Origin of the sequence: Enterovibrio makurazakiensis (assembly GCF_050336585.1) — a bacterium.
GTDB lineage: Bacteria > Pseudomonadota > Gammaproteobacteria > Enterobacterales > Vibrionaceae > Enterovibrio > Enterovibrio gelatinilyticus.
The window spans coordinates 41,146-55,684 of record NZ_JAKJSE010000037.1 but is presented as its reverse complement, the minus strand read 5'-3'; the positions used below and the strand labels follow the sequence as shown (position 1 = coordinate 55,684).

General features: G+C 42.9%; 19 protein-coding genes and 2 pseudogenes. 7 read left to right on the top strand and 14 right to left on the bottom strand.

All coding sequences use genetic code 11. The annotated features are described in order from the left end of the window. The coding region (locus L4D06_RS23345) for a hypothetical protein (protein WP_429741732.1) at nucleotides 1-271 on the top strand (271 nt) is incomplete at its 5' end. Here the strand turns inward: L4D06_RS23345 and L4D06_RS23340 are convergent. From L4D06_RS23340 to L4D06_RS23325, 4 genes are all read right to left on the bottom strand, one after another. Continuing rightward, the gene (locus L4D06_RS23340) at nucleotides 258-776 is read right to left on the bottom strand and encodes a YbjN domain-containing protein (protein WP_429741730.1); all 519 of its coding nucleotides are present in this window, start codon (nucleotides 774-776) and stop codon (nucleotides 258-260) included. The two genes, L4D06_RS23345 and L4D06_RS23340, sit on opposite strands and share 14 nt — an antisense overlap. A gap of 95 nt (nucleotides 777-871) precedes the next feature. After that, nucleotides 872-1,315, bottom strand: coding sequence for a hypothetical protein (locus L4D06_RS23335; RefSeq protein WP_429741728.1), 444 nt, complete (start codon nucleotides 1,313-1,315; stop codon nucleotides 872-874). Nucleotides 1,316-2,012: 697 nt separating this feature from the next. After that, nucleotides 2,013-2,474 carry a DUF1240 domain-containing protein gene (locus tag L4D06_RS23330; protein ID WP_429741726.1) on the bottom strand — a complete coding sequence of 154 codons (462 nt, stop codon included), beginning with the start codon at nucleotides 2,472-2,474 and terminating at the stop codon, nucleotides 2,013-2,015. A 168-nt stretch (nucleotides 2,475-2,642) separates the two neighbouring features. After that, nucleotides 2,643-2,939, bottom strand: coding sequence for a hypothetical protein (locus tag L4D06_RS23325; RefSeq protein WP_429741724.1), 297 nt, complete (start codon nucleotides 2,937-2,939; stop codon nucleotides 2,643-2,645). Between the two features lie 79 nt (nucleotides 2,940-3,018). Here L4D06_RS23325 and L4D06_RS23320 point away from each other — a divergent pair. Then, nucleotides 3,019-3,619: pseudogene (locus tag L4D06_RS23320) on the top strand (substrate-binding domain-containing protein); the annotation flags it as partial. A 206-nt stretch (nucleotides 3,620-3,825) separates the two neighbouring features. On the opposite strand, the gene L4D06_RS23315 reads toward L4D06_RS23320, so the two are convergent. The 7 genes from L4D06_RS23315 to L4D06_RS23285 all read right to left on the bottom strand — a co-directional run bounded on the left by L4D06_RS23315 (nucleotide 3,826) and on the right by L4D06_RS23285 (nucleotide 8,616). Continuing rightward, nucleotides 3,826-4,185 carry an Imm8 family immunity protein gene (locus L4D06_RS23315; RefSeq protein ID WP_429741722.1) on the bottom strand — a complete coding sequence of 120 codons (360 nt, stop codon included), beginning with the start codon at nucleotides 4,183-4,185 and terminating at the stop codon, nucleotides 3,826-3,828. Nucleotides 4,186-4,315: 130 nt separating this feature from the next. Further along, complete coding sequence (locus L4D06_RS23310) at nucleotides 4,316-4,645, bottom strand: DUF4926 domain-containing protein (RefSeq protein WP_429741720.1); 330 nt, start codon at nucleotides 4,643-4,645, stop codon at nucleotides 4,316-4,318. Between the two features lie 311 nt (nucleotides 4,646-4,956). Beyond that, nucleotides 4,957-5,256 carry a MafI2 family immunity protein gene (locus tag L4D06_RS23305; protein ID WP_429741718.1) on the bottom strand — a complete coding sequence of 100 codons (300 nt, stop codon included), beginning with the start codon at nucleotides 5,254-5,256 and terminating at the stop codon, nucleotides 4,957-4,959. A gap of 136 nt (nucleotides 5,257-5,392) precedes the next feature. Beyond that, nucleotides 5,393-5,872, bottom strand: coding sequence for a GNAT family N-acetyltransferase (locus L4D06_RS23300; protein ID WP_429741716.1), 480 nt, complete (start codon nucleotides 5,870-5,872; stop codon nucleotides 5,393-5,395). Between the two features lie 632 nt (nucleotides 5,873-6,504). Continuing rightward, nucleotides 6,505-6,987, bottom strand: a complete 483-nt coding sequence (locus tag L4D06_RS23295) for a hypothetical protein (RefSeq protein ID WP_429741714.1) — start codon at nucleotides 6,985-6,987, stop codon at nucleotides 6,505-6,507. Between the two features lie 71 nt (nucleotides 6,988-7,058). Next, entirely contained in the window at nucleotides 7,059-7,544 is a 486-nt protein-coding gene (locus L4D06_RS23290) for a DUF6985 domain-containing protein (protein WP_429741712.1), read from the bottom strand. Nucleotides 7,545-8,067: 523 nt separating this feature from the next. Continuing rightward, nucleotides 8,068-8,616, bottom strand: a complete 549-nt coding sequence (locus tag L4D06_RS23285; protein ID WP_429741710.1) for a hypothetical protein — start codon at nucleotides 8,614-8,616, stop codon at nucleotides 8,068-8,070. 227 nt (nucleotides 8,617-8,843) lie between these two features. Here L4D06_RS23285 and L4D06_RS23280 point away from each other — a divergent pair, with 227 nt between their 5' ends. Then, nucleotides 8,844-9,800 (top strand): IS30 family transposase, encoded by a 957-nt coding sequence (locus tag L4D06_RS23280; protein ID WP_429741708.1) that lies wholly within the window; start codon nucleotides 8,844-8,846, stop codon nucleotides 9,798-9,800. A gap of 22 nt (nucleotides 9,801-9,822) precedes the next feature. On the opposite strand, the gene L4D06_RS23275 is transcribed toward L4D06_RS23280, so the two are convergent. Further along, nucleotides 9,823-10,170: a cupin domain-containing protein gene (locus tag L4D06_RS23275; protein ID WP_429741706.1), complete on the bottom strand. Its 348-nt coding sequence runs from the start codon at nucleotides 10,168-10,170 to the stop codon at nucleotides 9,823-9,825. A gap of 88 nt (nucleotides 10,171-10,258) precedes the next feature. On the opposite strand from L4D06_RS23275, the pseudogene L4D06_RS23270 reads away from it, so the two are divergent. Then, nucleotides 10,259-11,280 (top strand): annotated as a pseudogene (locus L4D06_RS23270) (IS110 family RNA-guided transposase). 357 nt (nucleotides 11,281-11,637) lie between these two features. Here the strand turns inward: L4D06_RS23270 and L4D06_RS23265 are convergent. Further along, entirely contained in the window at nucleotides 11,638-12,009 is a 372-nt protein-coding gene (locus tag L4D06_RS23265; RefSeq protein ID WP_429741704.1) for a hypothetical protein, read from the bottom strand. A gap of 118 nt (nucleotides 12,010-12,127) precedes the next feature. Here L4D06_RS23265 and L4D06_RS23260 point away from each other — a divergent pair, with 118 nt between their 5' ends. Continuing rightward, nucleotides 12,128-12,283, top strand: coding sequence for a hypothetical protein (locus L4D06_RS23260; RefSeq protein ID WP_429741702.1), 156 nt, complete (start codon nucleotides 12,128-12,130; stop codon nucleotides 12,281-12,283). 587 nt (nucleotides 12,284-12,870) lie between these two features. Then, nucleotides 12,871-13,026, top strand: coding sequence for a hypothetical protein (locus tag L4D06_RS23255; protein ID WP_429741700.1), 156 nt, complete (start codon nucleotides 12,871-12,873; stop codon nucleotides 13,024-13,026). Between the two features lie 225 nt (nucleotides 13,027-13,251). Here L4D06_RS23255 and L4D06_RS23250 read toward each other — a convergent pair whose 3' ends face one another. Beyond that, nucleotides 13,252-13,530, bottom strand: coding sequence for a hypothetical protein (locus L4D06_RS23250; protein ID WP_429741698.1), 279 nt, complete (start codon nucleotides 13,528-13,530; stop codon nucleotides 13,252-13,254). 473 nt (nucleotides 13,531-14,003) lie between these two features. Here L4D06_RS23250 and L4D06_RS23245 point away from each other — a divergent pair, with 473 nt between their 5' ends. Beyond that, nucleotides 14,004-14,342 (top strand): cytosolic protein, encoded by a 339-nt coding sequence (locus L4D06_RS23245; RefSeq protein WP_274163699.1) that lies wholly within the window; start codon nucleotides 14,004-14,006, stop codon nucleotides 14,340-14,342. The last annotated feature ends 197 nt before the right edge of the window (nucleotides 14,343-14,539 follow it).

Sequence of the window (14,539 nt, the reverse complement as noted above, 5' to 3'; positions counted from 1 at the left end):
CATCGGTTCAATGACCACCAGAGAAAAAAACACGCCAATTCAGCCCCTACATTTTCGCTTGGTAGTTATCATAATGACACAGTTGCTTGGTGCTAGGGGTATACCCTCAGGCATCCGCTCCTTCGGGTTTCCAGCAAAGGGGGATAAGAAAAATGCGGTGTTCTATTCTTTGTTTTTCGATGCCTCTTTTTCGCGAAACCAACAGCACGAAATTCGCCGTAAACAATCAATCCTACCTGTTGATACTTTGAAGTCTATTAATAATAACTAGCCAAAAATATAATACAAACAATAAAAAATATTGCATAGATGACAAAGTGCTCAGTTGAACTCGTTTTGCTTTTTTCTCCAACCTTAACCAAGTTTGATTCATCAAGAGTAGCAATTGCATTCCAGGTCACATTATCAAACCAACACATACTGTTGATTATTTGTTTTGACGTAATACCTTCCTCATAAGAAATATAGTAATCTGAGTACATCTTATCGTCATCAAAAGGAATTAAAAATCGAGAAAACACAACCATCTCATTTAGTTTATTGACTAACTCCAACCTCTCTCCAATACCACCATGTTCACGAAACTCAAAAACAGCCTCATATTTTATTAACATATGCTCGTCACTTATTGTAATAAAACTTGCAAACCCTGAAGGCCCTGTCACTGTAACAAACCCATCAGTATCACCATTGAATTCAGCTTTAACATTGGCGTCAATTAGTATTTCCTTAATTTTCTCATGACTCATTCTGTCTGGCGCGATAATATCTGTCATTTTTTATTTATCTCATTTTTTATCTTTAAGATTTCAATTTTCTGCTTTTCTGCTTTTCTGCTTTTCTGCTTTTCTGTCACAGTAAAGATAAATCGTTAGCATGGTGGCGTAGTTAATCCTGTCGCATCACAAATCTCTAGCGCGTAAGTTGTATACATATCTAAAGCATATAATCCATCTATTATTTGTAACGACGTCACACCATCTTTATAATCAATACAGTAATTCGATGAGAGCATTTCATCAGCATCGCTAGGTATGAAGAAACGAGACACTACTACACAACTGTTAAGCTTATTGACGAATGCTAATTTTTCTTCTCTACTTAGACTCTCTTCAAAACTTAAACGAAAATTCATCTGGAAAATTAATAACATCTTCTCACTATCCACAACCAATATGTGGGGGTGACCTGATGGCCCATCAATTTTCAAATATTCATGTGGGCCATGGCAAAGCTCAGCTTTAATTTCATATAAGTTCAACATTTGTCTTATATTTTCATAGCTCATGTCTTCTCGATTGACACTATCCGTCACTATCTACCATCTCCTTTTTAAAAACATTGGAAATCACGCTTATTTTGAAATCTACCACTGCAACAATTGACACTATTTCGGCTTAAAATCCTTAAGATAACTAAAGTTATCTTTGGTTGATTGAAGGCTCACCTTAGAGCCTAATTTCATTCCAATTCAGTCATATCAGTGCATATGACGTTTCAAACGTCGACTCGATAAAATTGAACTCCTTTCAGGAAAGAGGAGAAAGCCTTACCAACTCCGTGTGCTTTGACTTGTTGCGTGAAGCTGAATTTATAGTGCTTTACCTCAAAAAATAACACCGAGATCGATTTGAAACCTCATCGTTACCACTCCTTATGTAACAATGTATTGGATACCAAAGTAGTCTATTTACATTCCCATAGTGTCCACCAATATTAAGCCAACCTATCTTAAGTTTGGCTTTCCCTTTTTTAAACTTTTCTTACAGTGCCAAAAATAAGCTTGCGAAAGAACCAAAAAATCAAGCTAATTCGGTATTATGCGACACCTTTCCTTATGATGTATGTTTCAACTGTGAAAAAGTATGGTACATGGAGAATTCTAACAACCATGCCTGAAATGAAGCTAGGTCGCGTAAGGGTCATGGACGAGCCAGAATGGATCGACCCGTTTGAGTATGCTCTATGCCCTTAGATTCGGAAAAGCTGAGTTTGGGTAAACAGAATAAATACTATTTTTTAGAGCATAACTCAGGACTAGCAACATAGACGTCATGCCGACCCATTGCACTGATACGACTGAGTGGTTTGCAATAATTGTAGCCAGTATTTTCTAGTGTGTTAACCATCCAACTGAAGCAAACAAAAGCGAACACTATTCCCAGCCCTGCAAACATACCTACAACGATGTTTGAGGCCATTTGCCCTTTCTGCCCCCATACATCAGAAGCTTTCTTTTTGGTGGCAATAGTCACGCCAAATCCCACAAAAAGGTAGGGGAAAATGCCAAAAATGCCTAAAGGTAGCCATAGCCCATAAACATTTATGTCAACAATCTCCTTTCCGGAATTTATGTCATCTAAGGTAACGATAAAATCCTTAGAGAGAGCAAGCCAGATCCCTCCAAGCAGCAACAATAAAACTGCAAATGCGGGAATTGATTTACTGCGCGGTACTTCAATCTGTGGTTGCATTCTCTAGTAACTCAACTGTTTTCTGTGACACATTCCATTCGTCAAAAAGATAATTGACGCAAAAAGAAACACCAACGACGATTACCAAACCAATCCTGCCAATAATACTCGTCATTGAACACAAGTTCATTGGTATTGATTCCTGCCGAGATGATGAAAGTGAGTACCTCACCGCCTTTGAAAGCAGTCGCACGACTTTGTGGGGTTAACCCAAGCTGAATGACCTTTTGGGTTGTTGATGCGGTATTTATGCCCGTTAACCTTGAGTCGGACACCATTCACCAGAACATGACGGAGTACTTTGTCTGAATGATTCTTGGTTGTGATGGCGATGTATTCTTTACCTTTACTGGTAAACACATCTGCTTTTACGCCAAGGTGGCCAAATTGTTTTGCCAAGTCATAAGCACGGTAAACCGCCATGCCATGATTACCCCAGCTTCGCGTTTTATTGACATCTTTCATCAAGTCTCTGCCATCATCTTTCCAACTGGCTTCGTTCCACTTGCAACGCTTCCTTGGTTTTCGTGGATGAAATCATTATGAAGAAGAGCGCAACGCCATTGAACTACTCATCAACAACCGTTGCGAGGCGTTAGTTATCCACTCAAAGGGCTTATCTGGCAACGGAGTACCTCATCCAACAGGGTCATACCAAGATCGCGTGTATTGCCTCTTCACATGATATCGAAGATGCGTCCGATCGCGTCGCTGGCTATCTCGCAGCATTGAGCGACCACGATATTTCGCTCTCAAGCAACGATGTCGAACACAACGAGTACATCGAATATAACGAACCAAACAGCGAAGGTGGCGAAGTCGCCATGACCCGCCTTCTAGCCAAGTCTTTGGAGATAACGGGCGTAGTCGCTTACAACGATTACATGGCTTCTGGTGCGCTATCTGTGTTGGATGAGCATGGCATCAAAGTGCCTGAGCAAGTTTCCATGATGGGATTTGATGATGGTTTAATTGCTCGCTACGTTCACCCTCGCCTCACCACGGTGCGTTATCCCATTCAAATGATGGCAGATAAAGCGGCTCGGTTAGCGCTRGCTTTGGCACGCTCTGAATCGGTTGAACCTGAATCCATCATTTTCTCTCCGACGCTTGTGCGTCGAAACTCCGTCGCATCGGTTCAATGACCACCAGAGAAAMAAACACGCCAATTCAGCCCCTACATTTTCGCTTGGTAGTTATCRTAATCACAAAGTTGCTTGGTGATTAATCAGTGGCGGGCATACATCCATCCGGCGCTCACCCGAGCAATTGACTTAATAAAGCAGCAACGGGCTTGTCCAACACCCAAATAAAGTGTTGGCTGCGCGACACTTATTATTATTTGTTAGGGTTAAGACCATGGAAAACAACTCAAGCTTACTGGCCTAATTTGGCCACTTAATCTTGTAGCTACTTCCACCCATGATTTTGAAGCATTCGCATGATTAAGCAACTTTGACACTTGGCTTTTTATTATGTCCCAATCGAACTCTTCGATAACTAATGTCGGGGGTGAAAAGCAATTTATTGGACGACAACTCATAGCTTTGGGAGACGCTACATAAAACTCAAAATGCACGCTGTCTGCTCGATGATTTTCGAAGCATAAATCCAGTTCGAATAAAATATCGAAGTTTTCGAAATTTTCAGGATACCCCGAATCAACAGGCTCTAACTGATCACTTGATATGCCAAGTAGCTCAACATTCATATAAACCCTAACGTCGCAATAACGGGCGCTTACCAAACCGCCCAAAACTGCGCTAATCTTTTGTATTCACAACACTTTGAAAAGCTGCCGCATTGACAAAGTGTCCCGTTGATGGCCATTGTTATGTGATTTACTCATTGGGTGATTGCAACCACTTTATTTGTTCTCTACTGAATGACCCCAGCCATTTAGCAGAGCCATCACTGAGCACACATTCGATTTCAAAAGCTCGATTATCATGTACCATCACAACTGCACCGCTATCGCCGATCTGAGCCTCTGGAACGTTTTTGTTCAGTGATACTATCTCGACTACATCATGTTCTTTGATTGTTCTGAAACAGCTAATACAAAGGACTTCGCCGGCATCCTCTTTTCGTTTCAATTCCTCAATTGACTCGGAAGAGGTGATTCTTAGATGAAATGATTCGCCGCACCTTGAGCAATTAGTAAAAGCCATGACTCTCCTGAAACATAACGTCGGCTTAAGGTGCGTAAAACATAAGCTTCACGCAAGAAAGTCACCGTAAACGCCATAAGTTGATATAAAAAATTTGCGGAGATGTTTTGCGCCCGCCTTGACAACCTTTGTTATAAAGCTACCACCCAATCTGTTTGACTAGCCGAACCTCGCGTTTTTCCTTTGCAAACAGCCCGCAGGATGCTTGGTCTTTCCTAGCCATTGATGTCTTGTTTGCAACACCTTCAATGGTGAGCGGCGAAGCCGCGGAATGTAGGTCCAGCCTCGAAGTGGCGCCTTTGATTGCTTTGTTAAACATTGTCGAGTTCACCGTACCTTAAATACAATAAATTTTCGCCAGTTCCGATTTTCCACGGTGCTGCGCTATTACGTTCAATTTTTTCACAAAGCTGAGTTGTGGCTGGACAATCAGCTAGCACTTCGGTCAACACGCAACTAGCAGACTCAAGATGGTCATCAGTGGCATCGTCGGTGAAGACAGCGTGAAAGCTCAGCATACCTGACTCTAAAGATGCATAGACATATCTTAACGTTGGCGGAACTTCACCAAGCATTGCTCTCTGGACACTCTTTGCTATATCGATACACATGATTTTGATGCTTAACGTCGTCTTAAGGGGCTAAAAAACACGATTCACTCGAAACAACCACCTTACGCGCCAAAATTTGAAAAGACCAGAAAATGGCCCAGTGTTTTTATCCCCATTTAAGCTATTGTTATACAAGCTATTTTATGAAATCTTTACGCATAAGCTGACCACGTTTCGGTTCAGCATCACCCGACTTGTACCACCCATTTTTCAGGTAGAAGTTCTCTGCTCTGGCATTACCGGGGATGTAGCGTAACATTGCGCCGATGCATTTAGCTTTTATTAGCTCATTGATGACGTAATCATGGATTATTTGCCCTAAACCTATACCTCTGTACTCCGGAGTGAGATAGAACAGATTTACATAACCAGCTTTTTGGTTGTCTGAGGTTTTGATATTTGACATGAACTCCAGTTGCCCAACAACTATCCCCTCATACCATATATGCAAAAATCCAAATGGGCTTTCCTCCTTTATTGAGCGAAACCAACGTACCGCCTCTTCTTTTGAAAACCCCTCCTCAGTGCCATGACTGATGATCCACGCATCTTTTCTAAATGCTATACAGGTGCTCACTGAACTTTCGAGGTCTACAGGGGTAAATACTACATCCATAATTGAAAGCTTCTATTGAAGTTGAGTTGATACCGTTTCACATAACGTTGCAATCTAGCGAATCCCCACAAAATCTCTTTTCTAAACAATGAGAATGACGCGCATCGACCCTTTTGATCTAATGAATTTCGCCAAAAACCACATTCCACCAAAAGAGATGAACGATGCGCGATATTCAAATTCTACAAGATACTCTACAAAATCAGTGTCCCACTATTCATAAAAAACGGCTTCAGTCTCTGATACTTGCGACCCAATCCTCACTCGATGGGGCTAACCTTACGCTCACTAAACTCGGTCGCTCCCTTAGCGTCATGACCACGGCTAAACATTCCCGTGACGCGATGTTGTCCAACGTGCGGGGAACGACTCATGGTCTGCGTGGGCGTCACTCGGCCGAGGTAGCCGAAAGGCGAACAGGATAAGGAGAAAGCGTGGAAGAATAGACACACAGTGACGTAACCCATTGAAGTTATGGAATGTCTAATAACTTCATGGCGCCGCTCGCCTGTTAATCAATGGCGGGCATACATCCATCCGGCGCTCACCCGAGCAATTGACTTAATAAAGCAGCAACGGGCTTGTCTAACACCCAAATAAAGTGTCGCCTGCGCGACACTTATTCTTATTTGTTAGGCTTTCGAATGCTCATATTTCAACCCTTTACTTTTTAACACTTCAATTAATTCAATCATTGGTACATTTGAACCAGTCATCAAGCTTAATTTATTTCCGCTTTTTAAATACAAGAAATAATTTATTTGAGTTCCATCAAACCTATGAACTTCCACCCCTGTAATTTTTTCAATTTCACAAAGATCATATTGAAATGAATGCTCACCCAATAAGCTGCGCTTTTTTGGGGTTTCCCAAATAAACGCAGAGTCAGTTATAGAAATAACCCAATCGCCCTGAGATCTAGAAGCTTTGTAAATAATAAAAAGTGAAAAAAGACTAACGAAAACTACAAGCGAGCTTACTAACATAACCATTGTAGGGTGAGTTTCTCGAAAAACAATAAGGATAACCACACAAATTGGTACGCAAAGTAACCACACCAAGAAACCTTCTCGCGCATTTTTTCGAGCTGATTCTTTGTAATAGAAAGAACTCATTGTAAACCTAACGCCGCGCTTGGCGGCTGTTTTGGAGCGCAGCGGAAAAACAGTGCGACAACAGCGCCTTTTTAAATGGTAAAAGCGAGATCTTGATGACCAATCTCCTCCACGGTCCAATTGTTGAGTAGTATCCCAAGGCCGTGTTCAGGTTCCCACGAACACTCGAACAGTAGTCCGACAGCTTCTTCAGATGGATCAAGTTCGCCAATGCAAATACCTGTGGGAGTAATCAAACTCTTCAACTGATCAATATGATCTATTATGGGAGCCATTTCATCAGCACTACTACCAAATTGAGTTCGTAAGTCCGGCAATCCCTCTTGATAGTACTCGAAGAGCAATTGAAACACCTCGTCTTTCAATTGCTCTTCTTTCTGGAGGAATTTTTGTACAATTTGAAGTTGCCATTTTTCTACCTGGCCATTCTCAGATGGTATTTTTAACGCGACTTCTGCTTCTAGTAACACACTGTAAAGTGGAAGCGTGTAAGTTCCATACTCATCTGGTTTATGTTTGCTAAGATCGATATTCATAATAACATTTAACGCCTGCATCTAGTGAATCCCCTCAAAATCTCTTTTCTAAACAATGAGAAGGACGCGCATCGTCCCTTTTGATCTAATGAATTTCGCCAAAAACCACATTCCACCAAAAGGGATGAACGATGCGCGATATTCAAATTCTACAAGATACTCTACAAAGTCAATGTCCCACTATTCATAAAAAACGGCTTCAGTCTCTGATACTTGCGAATCAATCCTCACTCGATGGGGCTAACCTTACGCTCACTAAACTCGGTCGCTCCCTTAGCGTCATGACCACGGCAAAACATTCCCGTGACGCGATGTTGTCCAACGTGCGGGGAACGACTCATGGTCTGCGTGGGCGTCACTCGACCGAGGTAGCCAAAAGGCGAACAGGATAAGGAGAATGGCGGGCATACATCCATCCGGCGCTCACCCGAGAAATTGACTTAATAAAGCAGCAACGGGCTTGTCCAACACCCAAATAAAGTATCGACTGCGCGACACTTATTCTTATTTGTTAGATTTTCACTTATTTCACAAGATACGATTTCTATTCTCTTGCTTTTAGCGCAGCGATAGTTTTATTTAATATATCAATACGCATTGGTTGAGTAACTACTATCATTTGATGTAGTTTAGATTCTTGGCCATCTTCATAAGTAATCCTTACTCTTCTTAATAGAAGCCAAGTCTCTTCGGATTTCATCATTTCAAAAGATGACTTACTTAAGTGCATACTCTTTTCCACGCCAGTCCATTCATTATTTACAATCAATGGTTTATCATCTTCAATTAGCAATTTTATTTTTTCATCGCGCTCATCTTCAATAACCACTGACTTAACTTTTTGATCAGTTAAAAATTGAATTCTATATTGCCATGTCCATCTTAATGACTCTCCCGGCTTTTTAGGCAAAAATGTAAGTGCTCCTTCGATAACACGAGCCATATCATCAGAGGCACTTACAGGGAGTTTTGTTTCGTCATCAACTATAAATACAATTTCGCCATCTTCAGCAGTAGGTAGCTTGTACTCTTTTAATGCAGCAGAAACATGCGTTGTAAAAGTAATTAATATGATAAGTAGAATATATTTCATTATTTCTCCAAAAAATATAACGTCAGCATAACTGGCGTTTACTAGCCAAAACTAATTGAAACGCTTGAATCACAGCGTTTCTATAAAAAAATGCGTCACGAGTAAACGTCCCGTTCATGCTTTTGTTATGTTCGGCGAATTCAAATAGTAAGTGCGACACCATTTCAGCAGAAAACGGTGACCTGTGCTATTTCATTTCTTTTACTCCCGCCAAGAAGTGAAAGCCAATGAACTACCAACAGATCACCGAGAATGAAAGGTATATGCTCTCAGTACTCAGAAAGCAAGGCTGTACTGTTGCTTCCATTGCCAAGTTGTTGGGTCGACACCGAAGTACCATTTATCGCGAAGTTCAGCGTAATGCTTGCTGGGTCACTGATGGTGCGTACCGACCTAGTAAAGCACAGCGACGAACAGTAGCTCGAAGACGTCGTTCTCGCAGAAACACGCAAATGACCGAGGCAATTTATGCCCTTGTTAGGCACTATCTGCGCCTCGACTGGAGCCCAGAGCAAATCGTAGGCCACCTCAACCGCAAAGGTTTACACTACATCAGCCATGAATCTATTTACCAATACATATGGCGTGACAAGGCAAAAGGCGGGCTTCTCTGGCAACACTTACGTTGTGCGCCAAAACAACGTCGAAAACGCTATAGCGCCTATGACAGCCGCGGTCGTATCGCTGCCAAAAAACATATCTCTGAACGCCCTCATGATGTTGAAAATAGAAACTCACAAGGACACTGGGAAATAGATACAGTCATGGGCAAAGGCTCACTTCATTGTCTCGTTACACTCGTTGAGAGAAAAACGGGTTACACCGTTATCGGTCACTTGAATAACAAAACGACCAGAGAATTGAACCGTCGAGTGATCATGATGCTCAAATCTCATTTAGTGAAAACGATAACGGCAGACAATGGCACCGAATTTCATCAGTACAGCGTATTAGAAGCAGCTTTAAAAACAACCTTTTACTTTGCTACGCCTTACCACTCGTGGGAGCGAGGAACCAACGAAAACACCAATGGTCTTATCCGACAATATTTCCCAAAAGGCACGTCATTAGAACTTGTCACTCAAGCAGAGTGTAACCAAGTCGCAAAGAAACTTAACACTCGCCCTAGAAAACGATTAGCCTTTAAAACACCGGAGGAATGTTATGTACCCAAATCAGAGTAAATGTCGCACTTCAAACTTGAAGCTAAGTTCGTACTTCAATACGATCGCCATGACTAGGTGGAGTAGATGTCACGGTAAAATGCAGGTCTTTTTGACCGAGGTTACTCAATTGATGGGGCGTATTGCTTGGCACGTGAAAGCCTTGGTTCTCTTTGAGTTCAAAAACTTCGCCATTCACTTCCAACGTGGCACAACCAAATAGAACAAAGAAAAACTGTTCTGATTTCTTGTGTAGGTGACGAACCTCACTACAACCCGGAGGTACTCGTTCTTGGATTACGCTCAAGCTCTTTGACTTGACCAGATGCCACCCATCAGACTGATCACCCCAATGATAATGTTCCGTATTCTCCTTGGATACTACTGTCAAATTTCCTCCTAGAGCATGACGAATGACATGGATCCCCCCTCATGTGGATTTGCCACACTTAGGTGTCTTTTTCAAAACCGGAGGTTCTATGTCTTCTCAAATCTTTTGCGGTGTTGACCTCGCCAAACACCACTTCTCATTGCACGCGGTTGATGAGCGAGGAAAAGTCATTCTTCACAAATCGGTGTCTCGCGCTAAACTGCTGACTACATTAGCAAATATTCCACCTATGCGTATAGGCATGGAAGCTTGCAGTGGTGCGCATTTTTGGGCAGGAGAATTCATTAAACTCGGTCATGATGCTCGTATTGTGGCGGCGAAATACGTGGGGCCGTATCGTACCAAAGGTAAAAATGACGTTAACGATGCCATCGCTATCTGTGAAGCGGTTCAACGCCCCAATACGCGCTTTGTTCCCGTTAAATCGCGTGAGCGCCAAGCCATTTTGGCTATTCACCGAATGCGTGAGCATTGGGTTCGGGAACGTACAGCCCTTATCAACCGAATTCGGGCGCTATTGGCGGAATTCGGGATTGTCCTTCCTACAGGTCGCGCCGCGATCCATCGCGAAGTACCGCTCATTCTTGAGGCCGCTGAAAACGGAATACCCGATATTGCGCGTGCTGTTTTAGCGGATTGCTTTGAGCACCTGCAAACGCTCAACCAACGTATCGAGGAGACAGAGCAGAGCTTCGATCTTGTTGTAAAAGCTAGCCCCAATGCCATGCGGATCATGAAGGTCAGAGGCATTGGCCCTCAAACGGCAACCGCCATCCTTGCCACCATCACAAAGGCGAGCAATTCGACTCAGGTCGGGATTTCGCCGCTTGGCTCGGACTCGTGCCTAAGCAGTATTCGACTGGCGGTAAACCCAGGCTTGGGCGCATCACCAAACATGGTGATAAGTACCTTCGAACCTTGCTCGTTCATGGTGCGAGAGCGGCTATCACTAACCTTGGAGAGAAACAGGACAGGCTCAGCAACTGGGGGCGAAATGTGCTTGAACGGCGAGGCATGAATCGAGCCATTGTTGCGCTCGCCGCCAAGAATGCCCGAATCATCTGGGCTTTGTTACACAATCAAACCGAATACCAAGACTACGTGGCCTAATACACAAGCCACGTAGGGAAACACCCCAACCGGGTCATTGCAGACGCAGCTGATGAGAATAGGTTAAGACCATTTGCAGAGAGCCTGTTAATGCGGCGGGCACATTTGATGCCTTCTAACGAATAAGGCACTGCAACCGCGCAATGTCATCAGGGCCATGACGAGAGTCAGAAAAAGGCCGAATGTAGAGCGGCAGTCCATAACATATCTCAGAATGTCTTGCGGATGTTTGACGAACGGGGGGATCCATGTAGCCCAATTAAGGGGTCAACAACGCCTCCACCCAACCTAAACATTGTGCCATAAACACCAAATTTGAAGTAGAAGCAAAAATGCCAAGCGTTATGAAACATTCCGTCAGCCTCCCAATAACTTCAGGAGGATTTGTATCAAAACATCCGCAAGCTCTGAAATAGAAGGAAAATCCACAAACATAGAAGTTAAGTAATCATGAACTTTGACAGCTGCTTCTTGGTCATTAACGAATGATTCAAGCTTTCCACTAACTAAATCTGCATTATCTGAAATGTAATCCAATACAGAACTACGCTCTTTTTCAGAAAGTTCCTCAGTTGCTTTAACTGTATCCGTAAATTTTTTGAGGGTTGTGACTTTAAGCTGTTCAAAGTCTATACCATTAGATGTGATCATAAATGGTTCGGGATCTTTACCTTGCTCGGTAACGACTTCGAAGCCTTCAACCGACTTCTTATAGTATTCTTCTTCCACTGTAACCTCCTTGTTTCATAACGTTGTGATAACGGGCACTTGCCCGAGCTTAACCTGACCAAACCAATATATTCACACAAATTTCTAAGCGCTTCGAGATTGGCAAGGTGTCCTGTTGATGACCTTGTTAGCCGCTGAACTTTCATACTATCGCGGCTTTGCCGCCAACACCCAACGAACGCGCCATTTTGTGAGTTCAACTTCGACCATAAAGACAAAATCACTCGATAAAACCAAAGGCATTGAATTCAACTTAGCAAAGATAGCCACATGATTTTGCATCGAGTTTGGGATTGGTTTGACGAGGGTTTTGAGTTTAAACAGCCTGCGACGAAGAGAGGAATTAGCTAGCCAAACATCGTAAACTAAACACGGAAAGAACTGACGGATAACGCTGTGATAACGGGCACTTGCCCGCACTAAACCTGACCAAACCTCTGTATTCAAACCACTTTCTAAGCGCTTCGAGATCGGCAAGGTGTCCCGTTCATGACCTTGTTAGCCGCTGAACTTTCATACTATCGCGGCTTTGCCGCCAACACCCAACGAACGCGCCATTTTGCGAGTTCAGCTACGGCCTAAAAGACAAAATCACTCGATAAAACCACAAGTGTTGAATTCAACTTAGCAAAGATAGCCATATGGTTTCGCATCGAGTTTGGGATTGGTTTGACGAGGGTTTTGAATTTAAACAACCTGCGACGAATAGAGAAACTAGCTAGCCAAACATCGCAAACTAAACAATGAGAAGAACTGACGGATAACGCTGTGATAACGGGCACTTGACCGCACTGAACCTGACCAAACCTATGTATTCACAACACTTTCTAAGCGCTTCGAGATTGGCAAGGTGTCCCGTTCATGACCTTGTTAGCCGCTGAACATTCATACTATCGCGGCTTTGCCACCAACACCCAACGAACGCGCCATTTTGTGAGTTCAACTGCGACCATAAAAACAAAATCACTCGATAAAACCAAAGGCATTGAATTCAACTTAGCAAAGATAGCCGCATGATTTTGCATCGAGTTTGGGATTGGTTTGACGAGGGTTTTGAGTTTAAACAGTCTGCGACAAAGGGAGGAACTAGCTAGCCAAACATCGCCAACTAAACACAGAGAAGAACTGACGGATAACGTTCGAATAACGGGCGTTTACTAGCCCAAACTGATTTAAACGCCTAAATCACGGCATTTCTATGAAAAAATGCGCCACGAGTAAGCGTCCACGTTTATTTGCTTGTTAGGTGTTTCGTATGCGGTTGTATCTCTCTGCATCCACAACAAGACCCATGTTTAACGCCGCTAACTCAAGATTAAACCAAAATTCATCGGGAGCTTTGGATAATGTACCAACGTAATCGAGAGCATTCATTGCCAGCTCTAATTCATTATGCTCTAAGTATTCGTCGAACTCTTTTTCAACTTCATTGGCTTTTGCAAAAAGCATATGTTCAAGCAGTGTGCTTCTTGCAGCTTTAAGGTGCACAATTGTTATCTTCCAAGATTTTTCTAAATCCACGAAGCTCTCCAATAAGATATAAAGCAAACAAAACACATAACAGTGTATTAGCTCCCTAAATGGTGTGTTTAAACACGCCATTTAGTCCAATAACAACAAACTGCGATTCTAACACCTAACGTAACATTCTGTTTTATAAAACCAAGATCCGACCTGCAAAAGTCACGTTGTTAAAAAGTGACAAATCGGTGAGATTGAAGATTATGCACCGTCACCATCAGGGCTGCATATTTATCCAGTACTTAAAATCTCGACAGATACGCTATCGGTCATTAGTTGAGATATGGGAAATTCAGTGGCGCAGAATTTTGATGAGTTTCTAATCTGGCTCAAAAGTGGAAAAAACCGTGTTACAAGCTGGCCTAGTGAATGTCCAGAAATGGCACAGAATTACCGCCTTTACCCACTAAATCTCTAATACGTTCTCCCCTGATAGTGGTAAAATCTTCACATCAGAATTACCGAGAAACTCTATGTTTATCCATCATGTTAACGGCATCGACTGGCTGGTTATTACAGCTTATGTAGAACTGAAAACTATGTTTATCGAAGATGCCGGTACGATCCCCTCTTGCTTCTCGACCGCCAGCGAATTGAACCTGATTGATCAAGCCAAGCGCACTTACGGATATTTGCCGACACTCAGCGGCGTAATCACCGATACCGGCACTTTTCAAAGTCAGGATAACGAAGAAGATTTAAACCCACAGCTTGCCTGTCTCGTTGAGGGACGTGGTCGGGTGTTTATCTATCATGGCGGCTTTGTGGCTTTTGTGGATGACGAGCAAACCTTTATTACCCGAATGGACTAAAAATTATTCAGTGCATTGAAATCGGAGAATTAGCATCCCCAGCAAGGAATGGAACAGAACCGCGCCAGAGCAGATCGGCCTGACACGAGTTTGGGGCAAAGCCCACTAACCAAGGTAAAAACACGCCCCAAACGTAACAAGATGAGGCGCTAGGAATGAAAGGCCACGGGCACTCCTTTCGATAACGCTTACTCCGT

Coding starts and splice junctions, on each gene's coding strand:
- L4D06_RS23310 (WP_429741720.1), bottom strand. CDS start 4,645: ATGGCTTTTACTAATTGCTCAAGGTGCGGCGAATCATTTCATCTAAGA.
- L4D06_RS23340 (WP_429741730.1), bottom strand. CDS start 776: ATGACAGATATTATCGCGCCAGACAGAATGAGTCATGAGAAAATTAAG.
- L4D06_RS23300 (WP_429741716.1), bottom strand. CDS start 5,872: ATGGATGTAGTATTTACCCCTGTAGACCTCGAAAGTTCAGTGAGCACC.
- L4D06_RS23280 (WP_429741708.1), top strand. CDS start 8,844: ATGAACTACCAACAGATCACCGAGAATGAAAGGTATATGCTCTCAGTA.
- L4D06_RS23260 (WP_429741702.1), top strand. CDS start 12,128: ATGACCTTGTTAGCCGCTGAACTTTCATACTATCGCGGCTTTGCCGCC.
- L4D06_RS23255 (WP_429741700.1), top strand. CDS start 12,871: ATGACCTTGTTAGCCGCTGAACATTCATACTATCGCGGCTTTGCCACC.
- L4D06_RS23285 (WP_429741710.1), bottom strand. CDS start 8,616: ATGAAATATATTCTACTTATCATATTAATTACTTTTACAACGCATGTT.
- L4D06_RS23295 (WP_429741714.1), bottom strand. CDS start 6,987: ATGAGTTCTTTCTATTACAAAGAATCAGCTCGAAAAAATGCGCGAGAA.
- L4D06_RS23315 (WP_429741722.1), bottom strand. CDS start 4,185: ATGAATGTTGAGCTACTTGGCATATCAAGTGATCAGTTAGAGCCTGTT.
- L4D06_RS23290 (WP_429741712.1), bottom strand. CDS start 7,544: ATGCAGGCGTTAAATGTTATTATGAATATCGATCTTAGCAAACATAAA.
- L4D06_RS23325 (WP_429741724.1), bottom strand. CDS start 2,939: ATGAAAGATGTCAATAAAACGCGAAGCTGGGGTAATCATGGCATGGCG.
- L4D06_RS23245 (WP_274163699.1), top strand. CDS start 14,004: ATGTTTATCCATCATGTTAACGGCATCGACTGGCTGGTTATTACAGCT.
- L4D06_RS23330 (WP_429741726.1), bottom strand. CDS start 2,474: ATGCAACCACAGATTGAAGTACCGCGCAGTAAATCAATTCCCGCATTT.
- L4D06_RS23305 (WP_429741718.1), bottom strand. CDS start 5,256: ATGTGTATCGATATAGCAAAGAGTGTCCAGAGAGCAATGCTTGGTGAA.